This is a genomic window from Streptomyces sp. LBL, from assembly GCF_029893585.1.
In the GTDB taxonomy this organism is placed as follows: Bacteria; Actinomycetota; Actinomycetes; order Streptomycetales; family Streptomycetaceae; genus Streptomyces.
This window is the reverse complement of record NZ_JARXYX010000030.1, coordinates 25,314-49,590: the sequence shown is the minus strand read 5'-3', so window position 1 is coordinate 49,590 and position 24,277 is coordinate 25,314. Positions and strand designations below refer to the sequence as shown.

The 24,277-nt window shown below is 69.4% G+C and carries 21 protein-coding genes and 1 pseudogene; 12 read left to right on the top strand and 10 right to left on the bottom strand.

Translation table 11 applies throughout. The features are described from left to right. Positions 1-10: 10 nt before the first annotated feature. The gene (locus M2271_RS30980) at positions 11-814 is read right to left on the bottom strand and encodes an SDR family NAD(P)-dependent oxidoreductase (RefSeq protein ID WP_280890701.1); all 804 of its coding nucleotides are present in this window, start codon (positions 812-814) and stop codon (positions 11-13) included. A gap of 128 nt (positions 815-942) precedes the next feature. Between M2271_RS30980 and M2271_RS30975 the strand changes: the two genes are divergently transcribed. Together M2271_RS30975 and M2271_RS30970 are read left to right on the top strand one after the other, a co-directional pair. Further along, on the top strand, positions 943-1,851 hold the full coding sequence (locus M2271_RS30975) for a LysR family transcriptional regulator (protein ID WP_280890700.1): 909 nt from the start codon (positions 943-945) through the stop codon (positions 1,849-1,851). Between the two features lie 383 nt (positions 1,852-2,234). Continuing rightward, the gene (locus tag M2271_RS30970) at positions 2,235-2,882 is read left to right on the top strand and encodes a Uma2 family endonuclease (RefSeq protein ID WP_280890699.1); all 648 of its coding nucleotides are present in this window, start codon (positions 2,235-2,237) and stop codon (positions 2,880-2,882) included. Positions 2,883-3,004: 122 nt separating this feature from the next. Here M2271_RS30970 and M2271_RS30965 read toward each other — a convergent pair whose 3' ends face one another. Further along, positions 3,005-4,912: a bifunctional metallophosphatase/5'-nucleotidase gene (locus M2271_RS30965; protein WP_280890698.1), complete on the bottom strand. Its 1,908-nt coding sequence runs from the start codon at positions 4,910-4,912 to the stop codon at positions 3,005-3,007. A gap of 186 nt (positions 4,913-5,098) precedes the next feature. Between M2271_RS30965 and mshD the strand changes: the two genes are divergently transcribed. The 7 genes and pseudogenes from mshD (at position 5,099) to M2271_RS30925 (ending at position 12,294) form a co-directional block, all read left to right on the top strand. Continuing rightward, entirely contained in the window at positions 5,099-6,025 is a 927-nt protein-coding gene (gene mshD / locus M2271_RS30960) for a mycothiol synthase (protein WP_280890696.1), read from the top strand. 566 nt (positions 6,026-6,591) lie between these two features. Further along, on the top strand, positions 6,592-8,823 hold the full coding sequence (locus tag M2271_RS30955) for an RNA degradosome polyphosphate kinase (protein ID WP_280890695.1): 2,232 nt from the start codon (positions 6,592-6,594) through the stop codon (positions 8,821-8,823). A gap of 85 nt (positions 8,824-8,908) precedes the next feature. Then, complete coding sequence (locus M2271_RS30950) at positions 8,909-10,099, top strand: CHAD domain-containing protein (RefSeq protein ID WP_280890790.1); 1,191 nt, start codon at positions 8,909-8,911, stop codon at positions 10,097-10,099. Between the two features lie 26 nt (positions 10,100-10,125). Next, positions 10,126-10,239: pseudogene (locus M2271_RS30945) on the top strand (DNA mismatch repair protein MutT); the annotation flags it as partial. A 73-nt stretch (positions 10,240-10,312) separates the two neighbouring features. Beyond that, positions 10,313-10,747, top strand: a complete 435-nt coding sequence (locus M2271_RS30940; RefSeq protein ID WP_280890694.1) for an NUDIX hydrolase — start codon at positions 10,313-10,315, stop codon at positions 10,745-10,747. A 317-nt stretch (positions 10,748-11,064) separates the two neighbouring features. Continuing rightward, on the top strand, positions 11,065-11,901 hold the full coding sequence (locus tag M2271_RS30930; protein ID WP_280890692.1) for a hypothetical protein: 837 nt from the start codon (positions 11,065-11,067) through the stop codon (positions 11,899-11,901). A 150-nt stretch (positions 11,902-12,051) separates the two neighbouring features. Then, the gene (locus M2271_RS30925; RefSeq protein WP_280890691.1) at positions 12,052-12,294 is read left to right on the top strand and encodes a hypothetical protein; all 243 of its coding nucleotides are present in this window, start codon (positions 12,052-12,054) and stop codon (positions 12,292-12,294) included. Positions 12,295-12,340: 46 nt separating this feature from the next. Here M2271_RS30925 and M2271_RS30920 read toward each other — a convergent pair whose 3' ends face one another. After that, positions 12,341-12,706 carry a metal-sensitive transcriptional regulator gene (locus M2271_RS30920; RefSeq protein WP_280890690.1) on the bottom strand — a complete coding sequence of 122 codons (366 nt, stop codon included), beginning with the start codon at positions 12,704-12,706 and terminating at the stop codon, positions 12,341-12,343. Positions 12,707-12,894: 188 nt separating this feature from the next. Between M2271_RS30920 and M2271_RS30915 the strand changes: the two genes are divergently transcribed. Both M2271_RS30915 and M2271_RS30910 read left to right on the top strand, forming a co-directional pair. After that, positions 12,895-13,515, top strand: a complete 621-nt coding sequence (locus tag M2271_RS30915; protein ID WP_280890689.1) for a DUF47 family protein — start codon at positions 12,895-12,897, stop codon at positions 13,513-13,515. Positions 13,516-13,522: 7 nt separating this feature from the next. Continuing rightward, complete coding sequence (locus M2271_RS30910; RefSeq protein WP_280890688.1) at positions 13,523-14,521, top strand: inorganic phosphate transporter; 999 nt, start codon at positions 13,523-13,525, stop codon at positions 14,519-14,521. 378 nt (positions 14,522-14,899) lie between these two features. Here M2271_RS30910 and pstB read toward each other — a convergent pair whose 3' ends face one another. The 4 genes from pstB to pstS all read right to left on the bottom strand — a co-directional run bounded on the left by pstB (position 14,900) and on the right by pstS (position 19,055). Next, positions 14,900-15,676, bottom strand: a complete 777-nt coding sequence (gene pstB / locus M2271_RS30905) for a phosphate ABC transporter ATP-binding protein PstB (protein WP_280890687.1) — start codon at positions 15,674-15,676, stop codon at positions 14,900-14,902. Positions 15,677-15,717: 41 nt separating this feature from the next. After that, positions 15,718-16,779, bottom strand: coding sequence for a phosphate ABC transporter permease PstA (gene pstA, locus M2271_RS30900; RefSeq protein ID WP_280890686.1), 1,062 nt, complete (start codon positions 16,777-16,779; stop codon positions 15,718-15,720). Then, positions 16,776-17,786, bottom strand: coding sequence for a phosphate ABC transporter permease subunit PstC (gene pstC / locus M2271_RS30895; RefSeq protein WP_280890685.1), 1,011 nt, complete (start codon positions 17,784-17,786; stop codon positions 16,776-16,778). The genes pstA and pstC overlap by 4 nt, the downstream gene beginning before the upstream one ends. A 144-nt stretch (positions 17,787-17,930) precedes the next feature. Then, entirely contained in the window at positions 17,931-19,055 is a 1,125-nt protein-coding gene (pstS, locus tag M2271_RS30890; protein ID WP_280890684.1) for a phosphate ABC transporter substrate-binding protein PstS, read from the bottom strand. Between the two features lie 333 nt (positions 19,056-19,388). Between pstS and M2271_RS30885 the strand changes: the two genes are divergently transcribed. Beyond that, the gene (locus M2271_RS30885; RefSeq protein WP_280890683.1) at positions 19,389-20,939 is read left to right on the top strand and encodes an FAD-binding oxidoreductase; all 1,551 of its coding nucleotides are present in this window, start codon (positions 19,389-19,391) and stop codon (positions 20,937-20,939) included. Positions 20,940-21,087: 148 nt separating this feature from the next. On the opposite strand, the gene M2271_RS30880 is transcribed toward M2271_RS30885, so the two are convergent. The 3 genes from M2271_RS30880 to M2271_RS30870 all read right to left on the bottom strand — a co-directional run bounded on the left by M2271_RS30880 (position 21,088) and on the right by M2271_RS30870 (position 23,987). Then, a complete protein-coding gene (locus tag M2271_RS30880; RefSeq protein WP_280890682.1) occupies positions 21,088-21,801 on the bottom strand; it encodes a phosphatase PAP2 family protein in 714 nt (237 codons plus the stop codon). Positions 21,802-21,999: 198 nt separating this feature from the next. After that, positions 22,000-23,007, bottom strand: a complete 1,008-nt coding sequence (locus M2271_RS30875) for a bifunctional lytic transglycosylase/C40 family peptidase (protein WP_280890681.1) — start codon at positions 23,005-23,007, stop codon at positions 22,000-22,002. 179 nt (positions 23,008-23,186) lie between these two features. Beyond that, positions 23,187-23,987 (bottom strand): trypsin-like peptidase domain-containing protein, encoded by an 801-nt coding sequence (locus tag M2271_RS30870; protein ID WP_280890789.1) that lies wholly within the window; start codon positions 23,985-23,987, stop codon positions 23,187-23,189. Between the last annotated feature and the right edge of the window lie 290 nt (positions 23,988-24,277).

Here is a 24,277-nt window from a genome sequence, read left to right as displayed (position 1 = left end):
GTGTGGCTCCTCAGCCGAAGGCGGCCAGGGAGACCGGCTGCCACTGGCGCCAGGTGCGCAGACGCTCCTCGTAGAGACCGGCGACGTCGGGGAAGGACTTGCCGAGGAAGATCCGCAGCGGGGGCTGGTCCGCGTCGACGATCCGAAGGATCGCGTCGCGGGTGGCGCGCGGGTCGCCGACCTCGAAATCCGGTGCAGTGGCCGCGTGGACTTCGGTGTAGTCCGGATGCCCCTCACTGTGCCGTGCCCCGCGGGCCAGCCAGTCGGTGGCGTAGGGGCCGGGCTCGACGTTGGTGATGTGGACGCCGAAAGCTGCCACTTCTTGCGCCAGGGATTCCGACAGCCCCTCAAGAGCCCATTTGGAGGCGTGGTACGCACCGATGCCGGGGAAGGCACGTACGCCGCCCTCGCTGGTCACTTGCAGGATCCTTCCCGATCGTTGGGCCCGCATGAGAGGCAGGACGGCCTGCGTGACCCATACCGCGCCGAAGAAGTTGGTATCCATCTGATCCCGGAGTTCGTCCTCGTCGATCTCCTCGACCATGCCGAAATGCCCGTAGCCGGCGTTGTTGACGGCGATGTCCAGCGAACCGAAATGCGTGTGGGCAAGCTGCACTGCCTCATGCACCGCGGCGCGGTCGGTGACGTCGAGCCGGACCGGCAATACCGCGTCCCCGTACCGCTCGACCAAAGGGGTCAGCTGCGTGACGTTCCGGGCCGTCGCCGCGACGTGATCGCCGCGTTCGAGCGCCACCTCCGCCCACTCGCGGCCGAATCCCCTCGAACTGCCCGTGATGAACCAGGTCTTCGCCATGGCTGGTGCTCCCTGTAGGTAAATGGATTGCTTGCGGTTGCTGCTCCATCGTGTTGCCGATCGTGGTATTCCACCAGCGAGGGTCTTACATATAAGACATGCGGTTGTGGAAGTGTCAGGATGACGGCGTGGCCGACTTCACCCTCACTGGTCTCCGCGTCGTCCAGGCCGTGGTCGACACCGGATCGTTCACCGCCGCGGCCGACGCACTCGGATACACGCAGTCAGCGGTGTCCCGTCAGGTGGCGGCGATGGAGGCCGCCGCCGGTGCACCGCTGTTCATCCGGGGCGCTCGCGGGGTGGCGCCTTCTCCTGCGGGCATGGTGCTCGCCCGCCGAGCCGCGACAGTACTCAACGAGATCGACGCCGTCAGCACAGACCTCGCCGGGCTGCAGGACCACGTCACCGGACGCGTCATTATCGCGGCCTTTCCCTCTGCCGCCGCCGTGCTCGTCCCCAGGACACTGGCCCGCCTTGGAAACGACCACCCGGGTTTGATCGTCGAGTTCGGCGAGGCGTCATCACCCACGCAGCTTCGCCAACTCCGCGCTCACCGCATCGACGTCGCAGTGATCGGCGTGGGACCGGACCTGCCCGCCTATGACTTCGAGGGACTCCGCCGCGACCTGCTCCTGGACGGCGGTCTCCTGCTCGCCGTCCCCGCCGACCACCGGTTTGCCGGCCGCGGAACCATCCCGGTGGCCGAGCTGAGGGACGAACCCTGGATCGTCGGCAAGGGCCTCCGCGACGACCCCCAGTTCGGCGCCTGGCCCACCCTCGACCACCCGCGGATCGCCTACGCCGCCCGCGAATGGCCCACTCGCCTGGGTTTTGTCGCCGCCGGTCTCGGCATTGCCGTACTGCCCGAACTGGCCGCCCCGGCGGTCCCCACCGGCGTCCGCACCGTCCACGTCGACGACCCCGCCTGGCTCGGCCGAGCCGCTGTCGCCGTCACGGTCCGCAACCGCTCTCCCGAGGTGACGGCCACCGTGAAGGCCCTCCGCCACGAGGCCGCACAGCTTCGTGCGGTGCCATAACGCCGCACCCGGTGCCCTGTCAGTCAGCCGCGGCGAACGCATCCCACTGAAGGAACCGTGAACCTTTGCCTCACCGAGTCCTCGCCCGCATCCTCCAGAGGTACGTCGACCGCGCGGCTCAACGTAAGGCCGTGTTGACCCTGCCCCGACGCGCTTCCTTGGAAGAGCTGGAAAAGCGGCTCAGCCGCCCGTCGCCTTCGCGAGCGAGGTAAGGCCATCCGTCGCTGAGCGTCACAGAAGCCCGCAGTGACACCGCGGACACTATCGCCCGATCGGTGAGCTGACGGTATTACCCCTGGTCAGCCCTATCACCGTACGTACCGTGATCGCGTTTGCTTGTGCCTCGTGCACACCCAGCCCACACTTGAGGAGGTGACGCCACCATGACTGCTCTTGCGCACGAAAGGCCCGAGACCATGACCGAGTCCCTGTCCCTGGCCCAGAACGGCTCCGAGCTGGACGAGGTCGTGTGGCAGGTATGGAAGGCCAGTGAACTCCCCGAGGGCTACCGCGCTGAGATCATTGAGGGAGCCATCGAGGTGTCGCCCACCGGACGCTTTTCGCATGCCCAGGTCGTCAACCGTCTGCGGGACGCCCTGGTGATCTTTCTGCACGACAGTGAACACGGTGCTTGGAACGACACACATGTGATCCATGCGCTCAGGGCTTGGATTCCGGACGGGTTGGTAGCTCCTCGGGACGCCGAGCTGGCCGAGGCGGAGGACGGCCTCGGTATCAAGGCCTCTGCGGTCCAGATGATCGTCGAAGTCGTCTCCCCCGGCAAGCGCAACCAGGACCGTGACCGCGTCCGCAAGCGACGCGAGTACGCCCGCGCCGGGATCCCCGTGTACGTCATCATCGACGACTACGACGGCCAGGGTGCCGTCACCCTCTTCACCGGACCTCACCCCGACAAGGCCGACTGGGAGGACATCCACCGCGTCCCCTACGGCACCGACGTCACCATCCCCGAAGGCCCCGCCAAGGGCTTCGTGATCGGCGAAGAGATCACCGGCCGCAAGCGCGCCTGACGCACGCGGGCGCGTTGCCCTGCAGTTCTGGTGGGGGCGCCCATCGATCCGTCCGACCATGTGTGCGCCCCCACCACCCGCAACTCCAGCCCCAACCCCACCCCCAACCGGAGGCAGGCGACTCAGCCCACGATGGTGATCCGGTTGGTCGCCGGCGGGGCGATCGGGCTCGTGGCCGAGGAGTTGGCCGTCAGGTACTGCTCCAGAGCGGTCAGGTCGTCCGTGCCGACGAGGTCGTTCGTGCCCTGGCCCAGCGTGGTGAAGCCGTCGCCGCCGCCCGCGAGGAAGCTGTTCGTCGCGACCCGGTAGGTGGCGGCCGGGTCGATCGCGGCACCGTTCAGCCTGATCGAGTCGGTGACGACCCGGTCCGCGCCGGTCTTCGTCAGGTCCAGCGTGTACGTCAGGTCGGCGGACGGCTGGAGGATCTTCGGCGACGCCGTGTTCGTGCCGCTGACCTGCTCCTTGAGGACCTGGATCAGCTGGGCGCCGGTGAGGTTCTGCAGGTTCACCGTGTTGGAGAACGGCTGCACGGTGAAGCCTTCGGCGTACGTCACCACGCCGTCGCCCTCGCTGCCCTTGGCCGCGTAGGTGAGTCCGGCCCGGACCCCGCCCGGGTTCATCAGCGCGAGGTCGGTCTCGGCGTCCAGCTTTCGGCCGTACCAGAGCTGAGCGTCCGCGATCAGGTCGCCCATCGGGGACTCGGTGCCGGTGCTCGGCACGTCGGCGGAGATGTGGCCGATCGCTCGGTTGCCGACGGGCGCCGCGAGGGTGTTCCACTTGCCGATCAGCCCGGTCATGTCCGCCGCCTTGGGGACGGTCCGGGTGACCACGTGGTTCGCCGACTTCGCCGACTTCGCCGACTTCACTGACGTACGGGCGATGTCACCCGTCCGGCGGTCGTACGTGAGCGTGGTGTCCGTGTAGAGGCGGCCGAAGGACGCGGCCGAGGTGACCATGCGCGGCTTGCCCGCCGGGTCCGGGATCGTGCAGACGTACGCCGCGTGGGTGTGGCCGGTGACCAGGGCGTCCACCGACGGCGTGATGTTCTTGGCGATGTCGACGATCGGGCCGGAGATGCCGTCGCCCGCGCCGGACGCGTCACAGTCGTAGTTGTACGACGAGGAGGCCGGGAGCCCGCCCTCGTGGATGAGGGCCACGATCGACTTGACGCCCTGCTTCTCCAGCACCTTGGCGTACTTGTTGATCGTCTCGACCTCGTCCTTGAACTTCAGGCCCTTGACGCCCTCGGCGGAGACGACGCCCGGGGTGTCCTCCAGGGTCACGCCGATGAAGCCGACCTTGACGCCCTTGTTCTTCCACACCCAGTACGGCTTGAGGATCGGCTTGCCGGTCTTCTCGTCCAGCACGTTCGCCGCGAGGTAGGGGAAGTCGGCGCCCTTGAACCTCTTGTCCGTGTAGCAGCCGGCGGTCGGGTGGCAGCCGCCGTTCTGGAGCCGCGTCAGCTCCTTGCGGCCCTCGTCGAACTCGTGGTTGCCGACGGACGTGACGTCCAGGTCGAGCTTGTCGAGCGCCTCGATGGTGGGCTCGTCGTGGAACAGGCCCGAGATGAGCGGGGAGGCTCCGACCAAGTCGCCGCCGGCCGCGGTGATGGAGTACGGGTTGCCCTTACGGGCCTCGCGCAGATGGGTGGCGAGGTACTCGACGCCGCCCGCGTCGACCGTCTTCGTGGTGCCGTCCGCCTGGAGTTCGGTGACCCGGCCGGAGGAACCGGACGGCGGCTCCAGGTTGCCGTGCAGGTCGTTGAAGGACAGCAGCTGTACGTCCTGGTAGCGGCCCGGCGTGTGACCGCCCGGCCGGCCCTTGCTCTCGCCCCCGCTCGCGGCGGCCGGCAGCGCGGCGGCCAGCGCGCCGACGGTGGCGACGGTGACGAGACCGGCGGTCGCGGCGAGGAGTCGGTGCGTACGACGTCTGCGGCGCACCGCGTCCGGGTGGTCCGGGCACTCCGGGTGGTTCGGGCGATTCGGGTGGTTCGGGTGGTTCGGCTGGTTCGGCTGGGATGTGGCTGGCATACGCCCCCCTTGTTCTGCTGATTCTGCTGATTCTGCTGAGGTTGTGGGCCCTGAGGCTGCTGAGGCAGTAGGGCCCGTCCGGCGCAGCGTAGGGTCAACGCGCGTAGCGTGACAGGGGTTTCCGGGTTACATCCTGGTTGCTTCTTTGCCGCCACTTTGCCGGTACCTCCCCTTACCCTCGTACGCATGACCAGCGACGACATCGCACGCACCGGTACCCCCCGCTCCATCGAGACCCGCTCTGAACTCACCAAGGAGCAGACCGAGGCCGTGTTCGGGCTGCTCACGGAGGCCGCTCGCAGCGACGGACAGCAAGCGGTGTCCGAACAGGGCAGGCTGCAGCTGCGCGGCGGCGCCCGTACGGGGGTCTCCCACCTGCTGCTCTCCGTCGGCGACGAGCTCGTCGGCTACGCCCAGCTGGAGGACACGGATCCGGTGGAGGCGCCGGCCGCCGAAATGGTCGTCCACCCCGCGCACCGGGGACACGGGCACGGGCGGGTGCTGGGTTCCGCGCTGCTCGCGGCATCGGGGAAGCGGCTGCGGGTGTGGGCGCACGGGGGGCACTCGGCGGCCCGGCATCTGGGGCAGGTCCTCGGTCTGACCCTGTTCCGCGAACTACGGCAGATGCGGCGGTCGTTGGGCGACCTCGACCTGCCGGAACCGGTGTTCCCCGAGGGCGTGACGGTACGGACCTTCGCCCCCGGCGCCGACGACGCGGCCTGGCTCGCGGTGAACGCGGCGGCCTTCGCCCACCATCCCGAACAGGGGTCGCTGACCCAGCGGGACCTCGACGACCGCAAGGCCGAGGCCTGGTTCGACCCGGCGGGCTTCTTCCTCGCCTTCCGCGGTGACGAACTCATCGGCTTCCACTGGACGAAGGTCCACGCGGAGGAGCGACTGGGAGAGGTGTACGTCCTCGGGGTGCGGCCGGGCTCCCAGGGCGGCGGGCTGGGCAAGGCGCTCACGACGATCGGGCTGCGGCATCTCGCGGGGCAGGCGTTGCCCACGGCGATGCTGTATGTCGACGCCGACAACAAGGCGGCCGTGTCGGTGTACGAACGGCTGGGCTTCGAGACGTACGAGACGGATCTGATGTACCGCACGGAGACGTGACGCTGCGCGGTGCGGTGCGGTGCGGTGCGGGCGGCAGCTGCCCTTCGCTGCTCGTTGCGCTCACGTCGCCTCATCGGACGAGCCGGCTCGATCGGTTCATGCGATCACGCATCACTCGATCACGCGATCACGCGATCACGCGATCACGCATGCCTTTCCGGCATTGCGTGGTCACGTAGCGCATCGACCGCACGGCCTGATCGCCGGCCAGGGGGCGACGGATCGTCCAGGGGGGCGGTGGATCTCCGTGGCCGCGGAGGTCCAGGGCCCCCTGGACCTCGTACACCCCTCCCCGGAGGGCCGTACGGTGGGCGCGCACCGGCGGTGAACCCGGCCACCGGCGGCCACAGACGCCCCGGAGCCGCCTCCCGATAGCCCGCACGCCATGTTGCCGTAACCATTGGTTCAGACGGGCTTGCGACCCTCTGTGAATGAAACCCGCTGTGCCAGAGCCGTCGCCTCCCCCGGAGGGGATCGCAGGGAACGGGGACCCGCACGCGACCGCCGCGCTCCCGCCCGCGCCCTCCGACGCGCCCGTTTCGCTCGTGGCGCGGAAGAATGGGTTCATGAGCCAGCAAGACGCACAGGCGCAGGTCCAGCACGCCCAGCCCTCCGTGGGTTCCATAGCCGCGCACCGCCCGCACACCGTGTCGGCCGCCGTGTCCGACCTGGAACCCGATATCGACGCCGACCTCGACGCGTACGAGGAGGCGCCCTTCGACGGGCCCCAGCTTCCCCAGGGCCGTTTCCTCGACCGTGAACGCAGCTGGCTCGCTTTCAACGAACGCGTCCTCGAACTCGCCGAGGACCCGGACACCCCCCTGCTGGAACGCGCCAACTTCCTGGCGATCTTCGCCAGCAACCTGGACGAGTTCTTCATGGTCCGGGTGGCGGGCCTGAAGCGCCGTATCGCCACCGGTGTCGCCACCCGGTCCGCGTCCGGCCTCCAGCCCCGTGAGGTACTGGAGATGATCTGGGCCCGCTCCCGCGAGCTGATGGCCCGGCACGCCGCCTGCTACCACGAGGACGTCGCCCCCGCCCTCGCCGAAGAGGGCATCCACCTGGTCCGCTGGAACGAGCTCCAGGAGAAGGAACAGGCCCGCCTCTTCACGCTCTTCCGGCACCAGATCTTCCCGGTGCTGACCCCGCTGGCCGTCGACCCCGCGCACCCGTTCCCGTACATCTCCGGCCTGTCCCTGAACCTGGCCGTCATCGTGCGGAACCCGGTCACCGGCCACCGTCACTTCGCCCGCGTCAAGGTGCCGCCGCTGCTGTCCCGTTTCCTGGAGAGCTCCCCGGGCCGCTACGTCCCCCTCGAGGACGTCATCGCCGCCCACCTGGAGGAGCTGTTCCCGGGCATGGAGGTCCTGGAGCACCACGCCTTCCGCCTCACCCGCAACGAGGACCTCGAGGTCGAGGAGGACGACGCCGAGAACCTCCTCAAGGCCCTGGAGAAGGAACTCATGCGGCGCCGCTTCGGTCCGCCGGTGCGCCTGGAGGTCGAGGAGTCCATCGACCGTGAGGTGCTGGACCTCCTGGTGCGCGAGCTGAAGATCAGCGAGGCCGAGGTGTACCCGCTGCCGGGTCCCCTGGACCTCACCGGTCTCTTCCGCATCGCCTCCATCGACCGGCCCGAGCTGAAGTACAAGAAGTTCATCGCCGGTGTCCACCGCGACCTGGCCGAGGTCGAGTCGGCCTCCGCGCCCGACATCTTCGCGTCGCTGCGCGTCCGGGACGTGCTGCTGCACCACCCCTACGACTCCTTCTCGACGTCGGTGCAGGCGTTCCTCCAGCAGGCCGCCGACGACGACGACGTCCTCGCCATCAAGCAGACCCTGTACCGCACCTCCGGCGACTCCCCGATAGTCGACGCGCTCATCGACGCCGCCGAGGCCGGCAAGCAGGTCCTCGTCCTGGTCGAGATCAAGGCCCGCTTCGACGAGCACGCCAACATCAAGTGGGCGCGCAAGCTGGAGGAGGCCGGCTGCCACGTCGTCTACGGCCTGGTCGGTCTGAAGACGCACTGCAAGCTGTCCCTGGTGGTCCGTCAGGAAGGCGACACGCTACGGCGCTACAGCCACGTCGGCACGGGCAACTACCACCCGAAGACGGCGAGGCTGTACGAGGACCTCGGCTTGCTCACCGCGGACCCGCAGGTCGGCGCGGACCTCTCCGACCTGTTCAACCGCCTGTCCGGCTACTCGCGCCGCGAGACCTACCGCCGCCTCCTGGTGGCCCCCAAGTCCCTGCGCGACGGCCTCATCTCGCGGATCAACAAGGAGGTCCAGCACCACCGTGCCGGGCGTCCCGCCTTCATCCGCATCAAGGTCAACTCGATGGTGGACGAGGCGATCATCGACGCCCTGTACCGCGCGTCCCAGGCGGGCGTGCCGTCCGACATCTGGGTGCGCGGCATCTGCGCGGTCCGCCCCGGCGTCACGGGCCTGTCCGAGAACATCCGGGTCCGCTCGATCCTCGGCCGTTTCCTGGAACACTCCCGGGTGTTCGGCTTCGGCAACGGCGGCGAGCCCGAGATCTGGATCGGGAGCGCCGACATGATGCACCGCAACCTCGACCGCCGTATCGAGGCGCTGGTGCGGGTCACCGACCCGGCCCACCGCGCGGCCCTCAACCGGCTGTTGGAGACCGGTATGTCCGACACCACCGCGTCCTGGCACCTCGGCCCGGGCGGCGAGTGGACCCGGCACGCGACGGACGCGGACGGCCAACCCCTGCGCAACGTCCAGGAGATGCTCATTGACGCCCGGAGGCGCCGGCGTGGCACAGCAACACCTTGACCCGACGGACCCCCGGTCCAGGCACGCCGGGCCCTCCCCCGCTCTCGGCTTCGCCCGAGCGGAAGGGCCCCCCACCGGGGACGCCCTGGCGGGCTACCTGCGGGCCCAGGCCACGGAGTTCCTCCGCGCCCTGCGGCTGCACCGGGAGGCCGGCACCGCCGCCGCCGCGGGCGGCCCGAACGGCGCCGCCGGGCCGGAGGGCCCCGTCGACGCGGCCCGCGCCCTGCGCCGCGCGGTCCGCCGCATCAGCGGCAGCCTGCACACCTTCCGCCCGCTGCTGGACCCCGACTGGTCGGAGTCCATGCGCCCCGAACTGGCCTGGCTGTCCGGCACGCTGGCGATGGAACACGCGTACGCGGCCCGCCTGGAACGGCTGCTGGTGGCACTGCACAGGCTGTCGGGGGCGGTGTTCCCGGCCCAGTCGACGGTCGGCGGAGCGGCGGTCGGCGGAGCGGCGGTCGGCGGAGCGGCGGTCGGCGGAGCGGCGGTCGGCGGAGCAGCGGGCAGTCGTATCGCGGGAGCGGCGGGCAGTCGTACCGGCGGGACGGCGGGCAGTCGTACCGGCGGGGCGGATCCCGGTTCGGGGAAGGCGGAGCCCGGCACCGCCGGCGCCGCCGGCCCCCCGGCCCGCCCGGCGTCCGCCACGGACCGCGGCAACCTGACCGTAGGCGCGGCCAAAGCAGGCGCGCTGCTCGACCGCCAGCTGACCCTCGCCCGCACCCGAGCCCACTCCTCGTCCCTCCAGGCCCTGGGATCGAGCCGCTTCCACGCCGTCGCCGACCACGTCGCCCTGCTCGCCAGCGACGTCCCTCTCACCCCGGCCGCGACGGCCACCGACCTCCGCCCCCTGGCCGTCGCCGCCCGGGAGAGGCTCACCGACGCCGTCACCGCCCTCCCCCTCGTCACCGCGGGCCACCCCTACAACGCGGAGGCCCTGATCCACGGCCTCTCCCCCGACCCGGCCCCGCACCCCCAGGACGCCCCCTGGCACCAGGTCCGCCTCCTGCTGCGCCTGCACCGCTACGCCCGCGAGGTCCTCGACGGAGCGGACGCGCCCGTGGACGTACGCCTGCTCACCGCGGGCCAGGCCCTGGACCGGCACCGTGACGCCTCCGAGGCCGCGGCGGCCGCGGCGCAGGCGGCCCGGACCCCGCGCATCGCCCCGGCGACGGCCTACGCCCTCGGTGTGCTCCACGCCGACCAGCGCCACGAGGTCGAGGCGGCACGCTTCGCGTTCCAGCAGTCGTGGCAGAAGCAGACGGTCGGCACGCCCTGACCCTCGTCCAGGAGGCGGTGAACCACATGACCCACCCGAAGGAAACCCCCGTCCGAGCGGCCGGCTGCGTCCTGTGGCGGCGGTCCCCGGTCGACCGCGGACTGGAGATCTGCCTCGTCCGCCGGCCGAAGTACGACAACCCGCACGAACGGCAACTAAAGTGAACAAAGTCACAGGTCAGAGGGCATTCGACGACAAGGCGGCGTAGCTGTCATGACGCGAACGGATGTGGTGCGTGCGGCGGGCTGCGTGCTGTGGCGGCGCTCGTCGGCCGGGCTGGAGCTGGCATTGGTCTACCGGCCCAAGTGGTCCGACTGGTCCTGGCCCAAGGGCAAGCTCAAGCGGGGTGAGTCGTCCGAAGCGGCGGCACACCGTGAGGTGTGGGAAGAGACTGGCTACATGTGCCGTCTGGGAACGAAGCTCCCTACGCTCCCCCGGTACACCGACCATCAGGGCCGACCCAAAGAGGTCGACTACTGGGCGGCGGAGGCAACCAGCGGAGCCTTCGAGCCCAACAACGAAGTAAGCGCCCTGGTCTGGCTCAGGCCCGAGAAAGCTCGTGAACGGCTCACGCACGAGAGGGACCGGGAGCTGATCTCCTACGCGCTCATCGCCATCGGCACGGACGAAGACGCGAGGGGGCTATGACCGGAGCGTTCAGTCCTGTGTGTGCCGATCCCCGTCCTTGCGGGCCTGACTGCGGGCTCTGCGGGCCGGGCCTTGCCAGCCGCAGCTGCAGCTGGCAAGGCAGAAACGGCCTTGTTCGACCGTCTGCGTGAGGTGGGCCGATGGGTCGGGCGATGGGTCGGACGATGGGGAAGCGCTGTCCTGCTGGGCCACGCTGACAACGGTACCCAGCCCGGATGAACCAAAGCCCCGGTGTGCGCGTGACGACGCCTCCTACCCGTCGTTAACCGAACGACAGGAGGCCCGTGACGGACGGGCCGGCTGGGGGTAGGCAGGCGATGGCTGAGCGGCAGAGACGCACGGGCGGTGCGGTCGTCGTGGCGGGGCTCATGGTCTCGGTGTGCGTCGGCACCGCCGGCTGCTCCGGCGGCGACGCGGCCGCCGGGGACGCGCGCTCGGCCGACCCGGTCGAGACCCTGCACCGGGCCGCCGACACCCTGGTGGCCGCCGGGAGTTCCCAGGCCCGTACGTCGATGGAGATGGCCACCGGCGGGACCCGGGTCACCATCCGGGGCGAGGGCGTGTACGACTACCGCCGGCAGCTGGGGCGCCTGAAGGTGCTGCTGCCGCAGGATCCGGCCGGTACCCGTGAGCACCGGCCGATCACCGAACTCCTCGCGCCCGGCGCCCTGTTCATGAAGAACCGGGGGGCCGGAGTGCCCGCCGACAAGTGGGTGCGGGTCGACACCGCCACCCTCCTGGACGGCAACCTCGTCACCGGCGGGGCCACCGATCCGCTCGCCGCCGCCGAGGTGCTGCGCGGGACGCGGACCGCGACGTACGTGGGCGAGACCCGGCTCGCGGGGACGGCGGTGCGGCACTACCGGGGGACGGCGGATCTCGCCAAGGCCGCCGCGGGGGCGTCCGAAGGGAACAGGGGGCCGCTCGCCTCCGCGGCGAAAGGGTTCGCCTCGGCCGAGGTGCCCTTCGACGTCTACCTCGACGAACAGGGGCGCATCCGCAAGGTCAGGCACCGGTTCAGCTTCCTCGGCGGAGCGCGGAACGGGAACGTCGCGGTCGCCTCGACAACCCTTCTCTATGACTTCGGGGCTCCCGCGGAGGTACGGTTGCCGGCGGCCGGGGATATCTACACCGGCCGGATCGCCCAGGAGTGAGGGACGTGCACGGACCGGTGCCGGGGCGGCCCTTGTCTGTCGCGGCACCAGTGACAGGCGTCAAGAACTAGCCCGTCCGTGCCATGCGCGGTACGCAGGCCGCTCCTTACCCTAGGACCCTAGGGAGTCGGTGACGGCAGAGACGAGGTGATGCGTGTGGCTCCGGTCGGCGGTACGGCAGTTCAGGACCACGTGGCCCTCGCCGAGATCGAACTGTGCGGAGAGCTGATCATCGCGGCCTCGGCCGCCGAGGACCGGCTCAGCCTGGAGAGCATCGACGAGGTGCTGAGGGTGGCCGAGGAACGCGCCGTGGGCGAGGAACGCGCCGTGGGCGAGGAACGCGCTGTGGCCGAGGAACGCGCTGTGGCCGAGGAACGCGCCGTGGGCGAGTGAGCCGGGGCGCGGCCCCGGCTGACGTCTGTTTTCGGCCACCCTGCGCTCAGGAGCGCAGCAGGCGGCCGATCGCCTTCGTCGCCTCCTCCACCTTCGCGTCGATCTCGGTGCCGCCCTGGAGGGCCGCGTCGGCGACGCAGTGGCGCAGGTGTTCCTCGAGGAGCTGCAGGGCGAAGGACTGCAGAGCCTTGGTGGAGGCGGACACCTGCGTGAGTATGTCGACGCAGTAGACGTCCTCGTCGACCATCCGCTGCAGTCCGCGGATCTGGCCCTCGATGCGGCGCAGCCGCTTGAGGTGCTCGTCCTTCTGCTTGTGATATCCGTGCACGCCTCGGTCGTGGTCCGTCGCGACGTCCGGCTGTACGGTGGCTGCGCCGGAGGGCGTTTCCACGCCGGCCTCGGTGGTCGTCATCGCGTCCTCCAGACTTATACCCCTACTGGGTATATGGTACCGAACTTTCCTGGGTATGCGGCCTGCGGACGGCCCCCGTGCCGAACGCTCTGCCCCATGGGCGACACTGGGGGACGGCCCGACAGTCGTGGCCGGATGATGCACCTAGCATCAGCCAGACCGAAACCGATGCTCCCCGAGGACCCCTTGTGCGCTTTCGTCTGACCCCCAGGGAGACGAGCTTCTACGACATGTTCGCCGCATCTGCGGACAACATCGTCACAGGCTCGAAACTCCTCATGGAACTGCTCGGGGCGGACGCCTCCGCCCGGGCCGAGATCGCCGAGCGTATGCGGGCCGCGGAACACGCAGGTGACGATGCCACGCACGCGATCTTCCACCAGCTGAACTCCTCCTTCATCACGCCCTTCGACCGGGAGGACATCTACAACCTCGCGTCCTCCCTGGACGACATCATGGACTTCATGGAGGAGGCCGTCGACCTGGTCGTCCTCTACAACGTGGAGGAACTGCCCAAGGGCGTCGAGCAGCAGGTCGAGGTGCTGGCTCGGGCGGCGGTCCTGACCGCCGAGGCGATGCCGAACCTGCGCACGATGGACAACCTCACCGAGTACTGGATCGAGGTCAACCGGCTGGAGAACCAGGCGGACCAGATCCACCGCAAGCTGCTCGCCATGCTGTTCAACGGCAAGTACGAGGCCATCGAGGTGCTGAAGCTCAAGCAGATCGTGGACGTGCTGGAGGAAGCAGCGGACGCGTTCGAGCACGTGGCGAACACGGTGGAGACCATCGCCGTCAAGGAGTCCTGACCTTTCCATGGACACCTTCGCGTTGATCGTGACCATCGGGGTCGCGCTCGGATTCACCTACACGAACGGCTTTCACGACTCGGCGAACGCCATCGCCACGTCGGTGTCGACGCGCGCGCTCACGCCACGGGCCGCGCTCGCGATGGCAGCTGTCATGAACCTTGCCGGTGCATTTCTCGGCTCCGGGGTCGCCAAGACCGTCAGCCAGGGGGTGATCCAGACGCCCGAGGGCTCGAAGGGGATGGGGATCCTCTTCGCGGCACTCATAGGCGCGATCACCTGGAACCTCGTCACCTGGTACTTCGGCCTTCCCTCCTCCTCCTCGCACGCGCTGTTCGGCGGGATGGTCGGGGCGGCGCTGGCCGGCGGTACGACCGTGTACTGGAACGGCGTGCTGGACAAGATCGTCATCCCGATGTTCGTCTCGCCGGTGGTGGGCCTCGTGGTCGGCTACCTGGTCATGACGGCGATCATGTGGCTCTTCCGCCGGGCCAACCCGCACAAGGCCAAGCGCGGCTTCCGCATAGCCCAGACCGTCTCCGCGGCCGGCATGGCCCTCGGACACGGTCTCCAGGACGCGCAGAAGACCATGGGCATCGTGGTCATGGCGCTGGTCATCGCGGACGTCGAGGACGCCGGCGATCCGATCCCGGTCTGGGTCAAGATCGTGTGCGCGGTGATGCTGTCGCTCGGGACGTACGCCGGCGGCTGGCGCATCATGCGCACGCTCGGCCGCAAGATCATCGAGTTGGACCCGCCGCAGGGCTTCGCCGCGGAGACGACCGGTGCGTCGATCATGTTCACCACGGCGTTCATCTTCAAGGCGCCGATCTCCACGACCCACGTCATCACCTCCGCGATCATGGGCGTCGGCGCGACGAAGCGGGTGAAAGCGGTCCGCTGGGGTATCGCCAAGAACATCATCCTGGGCTGGTTCATCACCATGCCGGCGGCGGCGGCCGTGGCGGCGTTGGCGTACTGGATCGTGGATCTGGCCTTCCTGTAGCAGTTGTTGCCGGGGATCTGGCCCGCTGCTGTTGCCGGGGATCTGGCCTCGCGACTGTTGTCGGGGATCTGGCCTCGCGACTGTTGTCGGGGATCTGGCCTCGCGACTGTTGCCGGGGATCCGGCCCGCGGCTGTTGCCGGGGATCTGGCCTCGCGGCTGTTGCCGGGGATCCGGCCCGCGGCTGTTGCCGGGGATCTGACCCGCAGCCGTTCCCGGGATCTGACCCGCAGTTTTCCGGGGTCGGAGTCCCCGGCGTTCAGAGGTTCACTTCTTGCCGACGAGATGGGCCCGCCCCCCGGAAGCCGGGGGGCGGGCCCTCTTCGTCCTCGCGGTGGCACCGCCATGCAGCACCGCGAGGGGTCATGGACCGCGTCGGCTCAGCCGAAGCGGCCGGAGATGTAGTCCTCCGTGGCCTGCACCGACGGGTTGGAGAAGATCCGCTCCGTCTCGTCGATCTCGATCAGACGGCCGGGCTGCCCGACCGCCGAGAGGTTGAAGAACGCCGTGCGGTCCGACACCCGCGCCGCCTGCTGCATGTTGTGCGTCACGATGACGATCGTGAAGCGCTCCTTCAGCTCACCGATGAGGTCCTCGATGGCGAGCGTGGAGATCGGGTCCAGGGCCGAGCAGGGCTCGTCCATGAGCAGCACGTTCGGCTCCACCGCGATCGCCCGCGCGATGCACAGCCGCTGCTGCTGACCGCCCGACAGACCGGAACCCGGCTTGTTCAGACGGTCCTTCACCTCGTTCCAGAGGTTCGCGCCCTTGAGCGACTTCTCGACGATGTCGCCGAGCTCGTTCTTCTTGTAGCTGCCGTTCAGCCGCAGCCCCGCCGCCACGTTGTCGAAGATCGACATGGTGGGGAACGGGTTCGGCCGCTGGAACACCATGCCGACCTCGCGGCGCACCGACACCGGGTCTATGCCCTGCCCGTACAGGTCCTCGTCGTCCAGCAGCACTTTGCCCTCGACGCGGCCACCGGGGGTGACCTCGTGCATCCGGTTCAGCGTGCGCAGGAACGTCGACTTGCCGCAGCCGGAGGGGCCGATGAAAGCCGTCACCGAACGCGGCTCGACCGTCATCGAGATGTCCTCGATCGCCTTGTGGGCGCTGTAGTAGGCGGTGAGCCCGCTTACGTCGATTCGCTTGGCCATGTCTCTACTTCACCTTCAGAATCAGTCGCCGGATGGCCGCGTCAGCGACCGGTCTTCGGTGCCTTCCAGCGGGCGATCCCGCGGGCCAGCAGGTTGAGGATCATCACGAACGCGATCAGCGTCAGCGCCGCCGCCCACGCACGGTCGTACGCCGCACCGGAGCCCGCGCTGTTCGCGTACTGCTGATAGATGTACAGCGGCAACGACTGCTGCGCACCCTCGAAGGGGTTGGTGTTGATGAGCGAGTTGCCCCACACCAGCAGCAGGACCGGCGCGGTCTCGCCCGCGATACGGGCGACCGCCAGCATGATGCCGGTGGTGATGCCGCCGATCGAGGTCGGCAGGACCACCTTCAGGATCGTGCGCCACTTCGGGACGCCCAGCGCCAGGGAGGCCTCGCGCAGCTCGTTCGGGACGAGCTTGAGCATCTCCTCCGTGGAGCGGACGACGACCGGCATCATCAGGATGGCCAGCGCCAGCGAACCGGCGAAGCCGAAGGGCTGCATGTCGAACATCAGCATGATGCTGAGGATGAACAGACCGGCGACGATCGACGGGATACCGGTCATCACGTCGACGAAGAACGTGACGGACCGGGCGAGGTTGCCGCGCCCGTACTCGACCAGGTAGACCGCGGTGAGCACACCGATCGGGGCGGCGATCACCGTGGCCAGCCCGACCTGCTCCAGGCTGCCGATGATGGCGTGGTAGATACCGCCGCCCGGCTCGGTGTCGGCGACCAGGCCCATCGAGTGGCTCAGGAAGTAGAAGTCGAGGACCTTCACACCACGCGAGACGGTGGTCCACACCAGGGAGACCAGCGGGACCACGGCGAGCAGGAAGGCGACCCAGACCAGCGAGGTCGCGACCCGGTCCTTGGCCTGGCGGCGGCCCTCGACGCGGGCGGAGATCACATACGTACCCAGGACGAAGAGGATCCCGGCGATCAGGCCCCACTGGACCTTGCTGTCCAGGCCGGCGGCCAGGCCGATGCCGACCGCGACGGCTACCGAGCCGACGGCGATGGCGTACGGCGACCACTTGGGAAGGCTGGCGCCGCGCAGGGTGCTGGCGGGGCGCTTGTCGGCGACTGCGGTGCTCATGCGTTGGCCCCCGAGTACTCCTTGCGGCGAGCGATGATCATCCGCGCCGCGCCGTTGACCAGCAGGGTGATGACGAACAGGACCAGACCGGAGGCGATCAGCGCGTCCCGGCCGAGCTCGCTGGCCTCACTGAACTTGCTGGCGATGTTCTGGGCGAAGGTGCCGCCGCCCGGGTCGAGCAGGCTGGCCTGGATGTCGAAGGTCGGGGAGAGCACGGTGGCGACGGCCATCGTCTCGCCGAGCGCGCGGCCGAGGCCGAGCATCGACGCGGAGATCACACCGGAGCGGCCGAAGGGGATCACCGCCATGCGGATGACCTCCCAGCGGGTGGCGCCGAGGGCGAGGGCCGCCTCTTGGATCATCTGCGGAGACTGGCGGAAGACCTCGCGGCTCACGTTGGTGATGATCGGCAGGATCATGATCGCGAGCAGGACACCGACGGTCAGCATCGAGCGGGGCGCCCCGCCCTGCCAGGAGAAGATGCCGGTCCAGCCGAGGTACTTGTCCAGCCAGCCGAAGAGGCCGGTCATGTGCGGGACGAGGATGAGGGCGCCCCACAGGCCGTACACGATGGACGGCACCGCGGCGAGCAGGTCGATCACGTAGGAGATCGGACCGCTCAGCTTGCGCGGGGCGTAGTGCGTGAGGAACAGCGCGATCGCGACGGCGATCGGGACCGCGATGACCATGGCGATGATCGAGGAGACGACCGTGCCGAAGGCGAGGACGGCGATGCCGAACTTCGGCGGGAGCAGGCTCGTGCTCCACTCGAAGGTGGTGAGGAAGTTGGCGTCGTCCTTGCTGATCGCGATCGAGGCGCGGTAGGCCAGGAAGCCCGCGATCGCGGCCATGATCACGAGCAGCAGGATGCCCGACCCGCGGGAGAGACCGAGGAAGATCCGGTCGCCGGGTCGGGTGGCGCCACGGGCCGCGCGCTTCTGCTCGGCCGCGTCGGGCCGTGGGGGAGGGGGAGGGGCTTCGGTGTTCTTCTTCGTGGATATGTCCATCGGGTTCTCCGGTCTGCGGAGCCGTACGCGCCGTACGGCCCCGTGGAGCCGTTCACGGTCGGCGGCGGCTCCTGGCGGCGGTGCACCGGACGATGCGGGCCCGGTCCGGGGTTTTCAGGCCCCGGACCGGGCCGCTTACTCAGATCAGCTCAGGCCGTCGATGGTGGTGCGGACCTTGGCGATGATGTCCGCGGGGATCGGCGCGTAGTCGTTGTCCGAGAGGACCTTCTGGCCGTCCTCGGAGGCGATGTAGCTCAGGAACGCCTTGGTGGCGGCCAGGGTCTCCGCCTTGTTGCCCTTGTCGCAGGCGATCTCGTAGGTGACGAGGGTGATCGGGTAGGCGCCGTCGGCCTTGGTCGCGTAGTTCAGCTTCAGCGCCAGGTCCTTGCCGGTGCCGACGACCTTGGCGTCGGAGATCGCCTTGGTCGCGTTCTCCACCGTGGCGTCGACGGGGGCGGAGGCACCCGTGTCGATGCTGACCGGGTTGATGCCGTCCTTGGCGTACGACAGCTCCATGTAGCCGATCGCGCCGGAGGTCTGCTTGACCTGCTGGGCGATGCCTGAGGAGCCGGACGCGGCCTGGCCGCCCTTGGCCTGCCAGGCCTTGCCGCCCTCGTAGGGCCAGTCGCTCTTGGCGGACGCGATCAGGTACTTGGTGAAGTTGTCCGTGGTACCGGAGTCCTCGGAGCGGTGGAACGCCTGGATCTTGAGGGAGGGAAGCTTCGCGTCGGGGTTCAGCTTCTTGATCGCCTCGTCGTTCCAGTTCGTGATCTTGCCGTTGAAGATCTTGGCGAGGGTCGGCGCGTCCAGGACGAGCTTGTCCACATTCGGGACGTTGAAGCCGACCGCGATCGGGCCGCCGACCATCGGGAGGTCGATGCCCTGGCCGCCGGAGCAGACGCTCTTGGAGGCGGTGACCTCTTCGGGCTTCAGCGCGGAGTCGGAACCGGCGAAGGCGACCTGGCCCTGCGTGAACGCGGTGATACCGGCGCCGGAGCCGCTGCCCTTGTAGTTGACCTGCACGCCACAGGCCTGGGTGAACTGCTTGACCCAGGCGTCGATCGCGTTCTTCTGCGCGGACGAGCCGTCAGCGAGGAGCTGGCCCTTGGCGTCGTCACACTTGATGCTGCCGGCCTGCGCAGTAGAGGAAGCGCTGCTGTCGCCGGCCTTGCTGGTGTCGTCGGAGCCGCACGCCGTGAGGGCCAGGGCGCCGGAGACGGCGAGAGCACCGAGGGTGAGGGCCCGCCGGTTCATGCGCTGAAGCTTCACTGAGGGAGTTCCTTCCAGGAGCCGCCGTCCTGAAATCCGGCGGCGTGCGCGAAGTCTGGGTGATGCGGGCGCGTACCCGAGGGACGCACCGCACCGCGTAAGTCCGAAATTAGGCAGAAGAGGTGAAGCCACCTACGGCCACAAGTGAACGGAAGGTGAACCCCTGACGGCGGTGTGGTTAGGTCACGGAAGGCTTACGGCGAGGGCACACGGCGGTTCCGGTTCCGTCACGATCACTGTCGGAGCGGTCGCCGGGCGTGGGTCGGCCCCTTCAGTGGAACCCGTGGTCTCGTAAGACCGTCTCGTTCCACGAGGTCGACGGAAGGCACAGACATGGAGCGGCGTACGTTCGTCGGCGGCACCGCCGCCACACTCGCGGCGCTGACGACGGCCTGCAAGGCCGGCGGCGGCTCGGCCGCCGCGAGCCCCTCGGTCTCAGCGTCCCGCACGTCGTTCCGGAGCGCCAGTTCGGCCGCCGCCGCCAACTGGGCCGCCCTCGCCCGCGACCTCGACGGCCTCCTCGTCCGCCCCGGCGACGCCGACTGGCCGGCCGCCCGTCAGCTTTACAACACCCGCTTCGACGCGCTGAAGCCCGCCGCCGTCGCCTACGTGGCGAACACCGACGACATCCGTACGACCCTCTCCTACGCCCGCGCCCACTCCCTCCACGTGGCCATCCGCAACGGCGGCCACTCCTACGCCGGTTGGTCCTCCGGCAACAACCGCCTGATCATCGACGTCTCCAAGCTGAACCGCGTCCGGGCCAGCGGGACCTCGGCGGTCGTGGGCGCGGGCGCCAAACTCATCGACGTCTACCGGGCCCTGGCCGCGAAGGGCGTGACGATCCCCGCGGGCTCGTGCCCGACCGTCGGCGTCTCCGGCCTCACCCTCGGCGGCGGCCACGGGGTCGTCTCCCGGGCATACGGCCTGACCTGCGACAGCCTCACCCAGGCCACCCTGATCACGGCCGACGGCAAGCAGCTCACCGCGAACGCCACCGACCACAAGGACCTCTTCTGGGCCCTGCGCGGCGCGGGCAACGGCAACTTCGGCGTCGTCACGGAACTGCAGTTCAGGACCCACCCGGCCCCGCAGGCGGTGACGGCGTACCTGTCCTGGCCGTGGTCGAGGGCGGCCGCCGTGATGAAGGCCTGGCAGGGGTGGGGGCCGTCCCAGCCCGACGAGATCTGGTCGTCCCTGCACCTGGCGGGCGCGCCCGGCGGCCATGCCACCGTCTCGGTCGCCGCCTTCTCCGTCGGCACGTACGGCGAACTCAAGAACGCGGTCGACCGCCTCGCGGACAAGGTCGGCGCCCCCGCGAGCAGCGTCTCGCTCCGCCGCCGCGGCTACGAGGAGGCGATGGAGATCTACGCCGGCTGCTCGTCCTTCTCGACCGACGCCCAGTGCCATCTGCCGGGCGCGACGCCGGGCCGCTCCCGACAGGGCGCGCTCGGCCGCGAGACCTACGCGGCCCGCTCCGACTTCTTCGACCGCTCGCTCTCCCCGGCCGGCATCCAGACGCTGCTCAAGCAGATGAACGCGATCCGCGGCGGCACCGGCAGCATCGCGTTCACGGCGCTCGGCGGGGCGGTCAACCGGGTCTCCCCGACCGCGACGGCGTTCGTCCACCGCCGTTCACGGATGCTGGCCCAGTACATCGCCGCCTGGCAGGCCGGCACCAGCGGCTCGACGGCCCAGTCCTGGCTGACCACGGCCCACAACGCGATGAAGCCGTACGCCTCGGGCGCCGCCTACCAGAACTACACCGACCCGACCCTGACCAACTGGCGCACGGCGTACTACGGCGACGCGGCAGCGCGCCTGGCCACCGTCAAGAAGCAGTACGACCCGAGCCGCTTCTTCAGCTACCCCCAGGCGCTGTAAGCGGGCCGACGGTTCCCCGCGGGGCCGGCGGTTCCACACGGTGGACCGGCTGTCGACTACGAGGTGGACCGGTAGTCGGCAATGCAGTGGAGCGACTGTCGACTACGAGGTCGACCGACCGTCGGCAACACGGTCGACCGGCAGCCGGCTACGCGGCAAGGTCCCGTTCCTCGGCGCCGGCGCCCGCGGCCTCCTGCCGCGCCCCCGGAAGCACCGCGTCCCGATCGTCGTGCGACCGCCCACGCGCCCGGATCAGCCGGCCGGCCCGCGGGGACCGCTCGATCGCCTTGGTGAGCGGGGTCAGCAGGGCCATGGCCACCGGGGACAGCAGCAGGGCGACCGCGGTGCCGAGCGCGAAGCCGCCGACGACGTCCGTCGGGTAGTGCACGCCCATGTAGATCCGGCAGAAGCCTTCGAGCAGCGCGAGCCCGAGGCCGAGGAGCCCGAACTTGCGGTTCGCGACGAACAGTCCGACCGCCATCGCCATGGTGATCGTCGCGTGGTCGCTGACGAACGAGTAGTCCGTCTTGCCGGAGACCAGGACATCGATCCCCTCATGGGTGCGGAACGGCCGGGGCCGCTCGACGAAGCCCCGTATCGGCACGTTCACCAGCACCGCGACACCGGCGGCCAGCGGCGTCCAGATCAGCGCGGCCACGGACGACGCCGCGTCCTGACCGCCCCGTCGGCGCACCGACCACCAGCACCCCAGCACGAGCAGCACCATGGCGAGCAGCAGCCCGTACTCGCCGACGAACTCCACGACCCGGTCGAACCAGGCGGGCGCGTCCTTGGCGAGGCCGTTGATGTCGTACAGCAGATCGACGTCAGGGTTCGACCCGGATTCTGCGAGTCCAGCCATGGTGCGCGGCCCCTTCGTCGTCTCTCCCGGCACGCCTTTGCGTACGCCGTTCTCTGCCGCCCCCGCTGGTTGCAGATTCGCTACGTCACCAGGAACGCACGACTCTTGTTCATACGTTCCACACTCCACCGAATGATCACTCAGACGTTATCGAAGAGAGACTCATCACCCCAGTTCAGGGGGTGGGTTCACGCTCGGTCATACGGTGGTGGGGAGCGCTTTCGCGCCATCTTCAGTTACCCGCGTGGCCCCGAAGTAGTCAGGGGTGTCGATCCGGTCGAACCGGATCACAGCACCCGTTCTCGGTGCGTCGATCATGTACCCGCCGCCCACATAAATACCCACATGGTGGATGGCCCGGGAGTTGGAGAGGTCGCTGGAGAGGAACACCAGATCGCCGGGAAGCAGCTCGTCCCTGGACGGATGCGGGCCCGCGTTGTACTGGTCGTTGGCGACCCGCGGCAGCGTGACCCCGACACTCTCGTACGCGGCCTTGGTCAGGCCGGAACAGTCGAACCGCCCGTTGGACGCGGCGGTTCCGTCGCCGCCCCACAGATAAGGGGTGCCGAGCTTCTTCTGCGCGTAGTCGATGGCGCCCGCCGCCTGCTCGGACGGGTCGACCCGGCTGACGGGAGCCGCGAAGCTCTCCTCCAGGGTCGTGATCGTCTTCACGTAGTTCCGGGTCTCCGCGTACGGCGGCACACCCCCGTACTTGATCACCGCGTACGCCCCCGCGTTGTAGGAGGCCAGCATGTTCTCGGTCAGATTCCCGGGGACGTCCTTCACGTACGAGGCGAGTGAGCAGTCGTAGGACGCGGCCGACGGAATCGCGTCCTTCGGATCCCATACGTCCTTGTCGCCGTCCCCGTCGCCGTCGACACCGTGCGTGGCCCACGTACCGGGGATGAACTGAGCTATCCCCTGGGCCGCCGCGGGACTCCGGGCCGTCGGATTGAACCCGCTCTCCTGGTAGAGCTGCGCGGCGAGCAGGGCCGGATTGATCGCGGGGCACATGGTGCCCCACTTCTGCACGAGTTCCTGGTAGGCGGCGGGCACGGCCCCCTTGGCCAGCTTCCTGACCGCGCCGCCCGCCTCGCCCGCGATGTTCCCGGCGACCAGGTACACGCCGACGACGAGCAGCATCACGAAGCTGAGCCCCGCCCCACCGGCGACACCCGCCACGATCCACGCCTTACGCACCGTCAACCGCCCCTCGGCCACTGGGAGTCCGCCCGCGTCAGTCTAGGAGCTTCCCACCGGGAAACCCGCGCAACCAGGCGCGATCAAGCCGCGGCGGGGGTGCGCCTGGCGCGATCAGGATGTGGTGGGGTTGCGCCCGCGTCATCAGACGGCGGCGGGTTACGGGTGGCGTGATCGGGCGCGCCTCACGGATCCCGCGTCGTGCCCTCCGTCGTGCCCTCCGTCACGTCGGCCGTCGTGCCCTCCGTCGCGTCAGCCGTCGCGTCCCGGTACAACTCCGCCGCCTCCGCCCCGAGGACCACGCTGTACGACACGTCCGAAGTGGCCCCGCCCTCCTCGTGCCCGCCCAGGATGCCCACGAGCTGCCCGTCCCCGTTGATCCAGGGACTGCCACTCGTCCCCCCGCTGAAGTCGGGACACCCGATGCGCTGCTGCGTACGACTGTGGGGCGTAGGCCTGTTGGTGCAACTGACCGGCACCTCGCGGGAGCCGGGATACCCGGTGACGGTGACGGCGGTGGCCCCGGTGGCGGTACGGGTGGCGAGACGGTTGCCGCCGACGAGGTCCTCGACCTCCTGGCCGCCACGTCCAGCGACGACGGCGAAGGCGACGTCACTGTCCTCATCCTGCCCCTGGGCCCATCCGTCGGGCAGAAACCGCCGGGCGACCTTCCACCGCCCGTACGGAGACCGCCCGTCCCGATACCCGGGCACGAAGACAAGTTCACCCGCGCTCTTGTCCAGACAATGCGCGGCGGTGGCGATGAGATCCCGCCCCGGACTGTGCACGACGGACGCGGTGCAGAAGTGCCGCCCACCCGCGAACAAAGCCCCCACACGCGCACTGTGCCCACGGGGACCGGCCACGGTGGTCACCCCGAAGGGCCCCGCGCCGTCGCCGGCGGCCGCCTCGGAGGCCGAGTCGACGGCGAGCAGGACGACGAGGGCAAGGACGACGTGGAGGAGGTGACGTGGGCTGCGTTTCATCATCGGAACTCAGCATTCCGCATGTAGGTGAGAGACGCGTCAGCCACGCGGCGAAGGGCCGTACACCGAGCAGCCATCCGTGGTGATCTCCGGGTGAAAGGGTTCGAGAGTCGCACGCGTCCTCCGAACGTGCCGGGCGGTATCTCCTGGTAAGCACAGTTGTCAGGGCGGGTGCGCAGGACTCAGGTGCCGTTGTGCGGGTCGACGACGAGGGAACGGATACCCGGGCGACGGCGCACCAGTCGCCCTTGTCCCGGACCTCACAGGACTTTCTCGGACGGGAGATGACC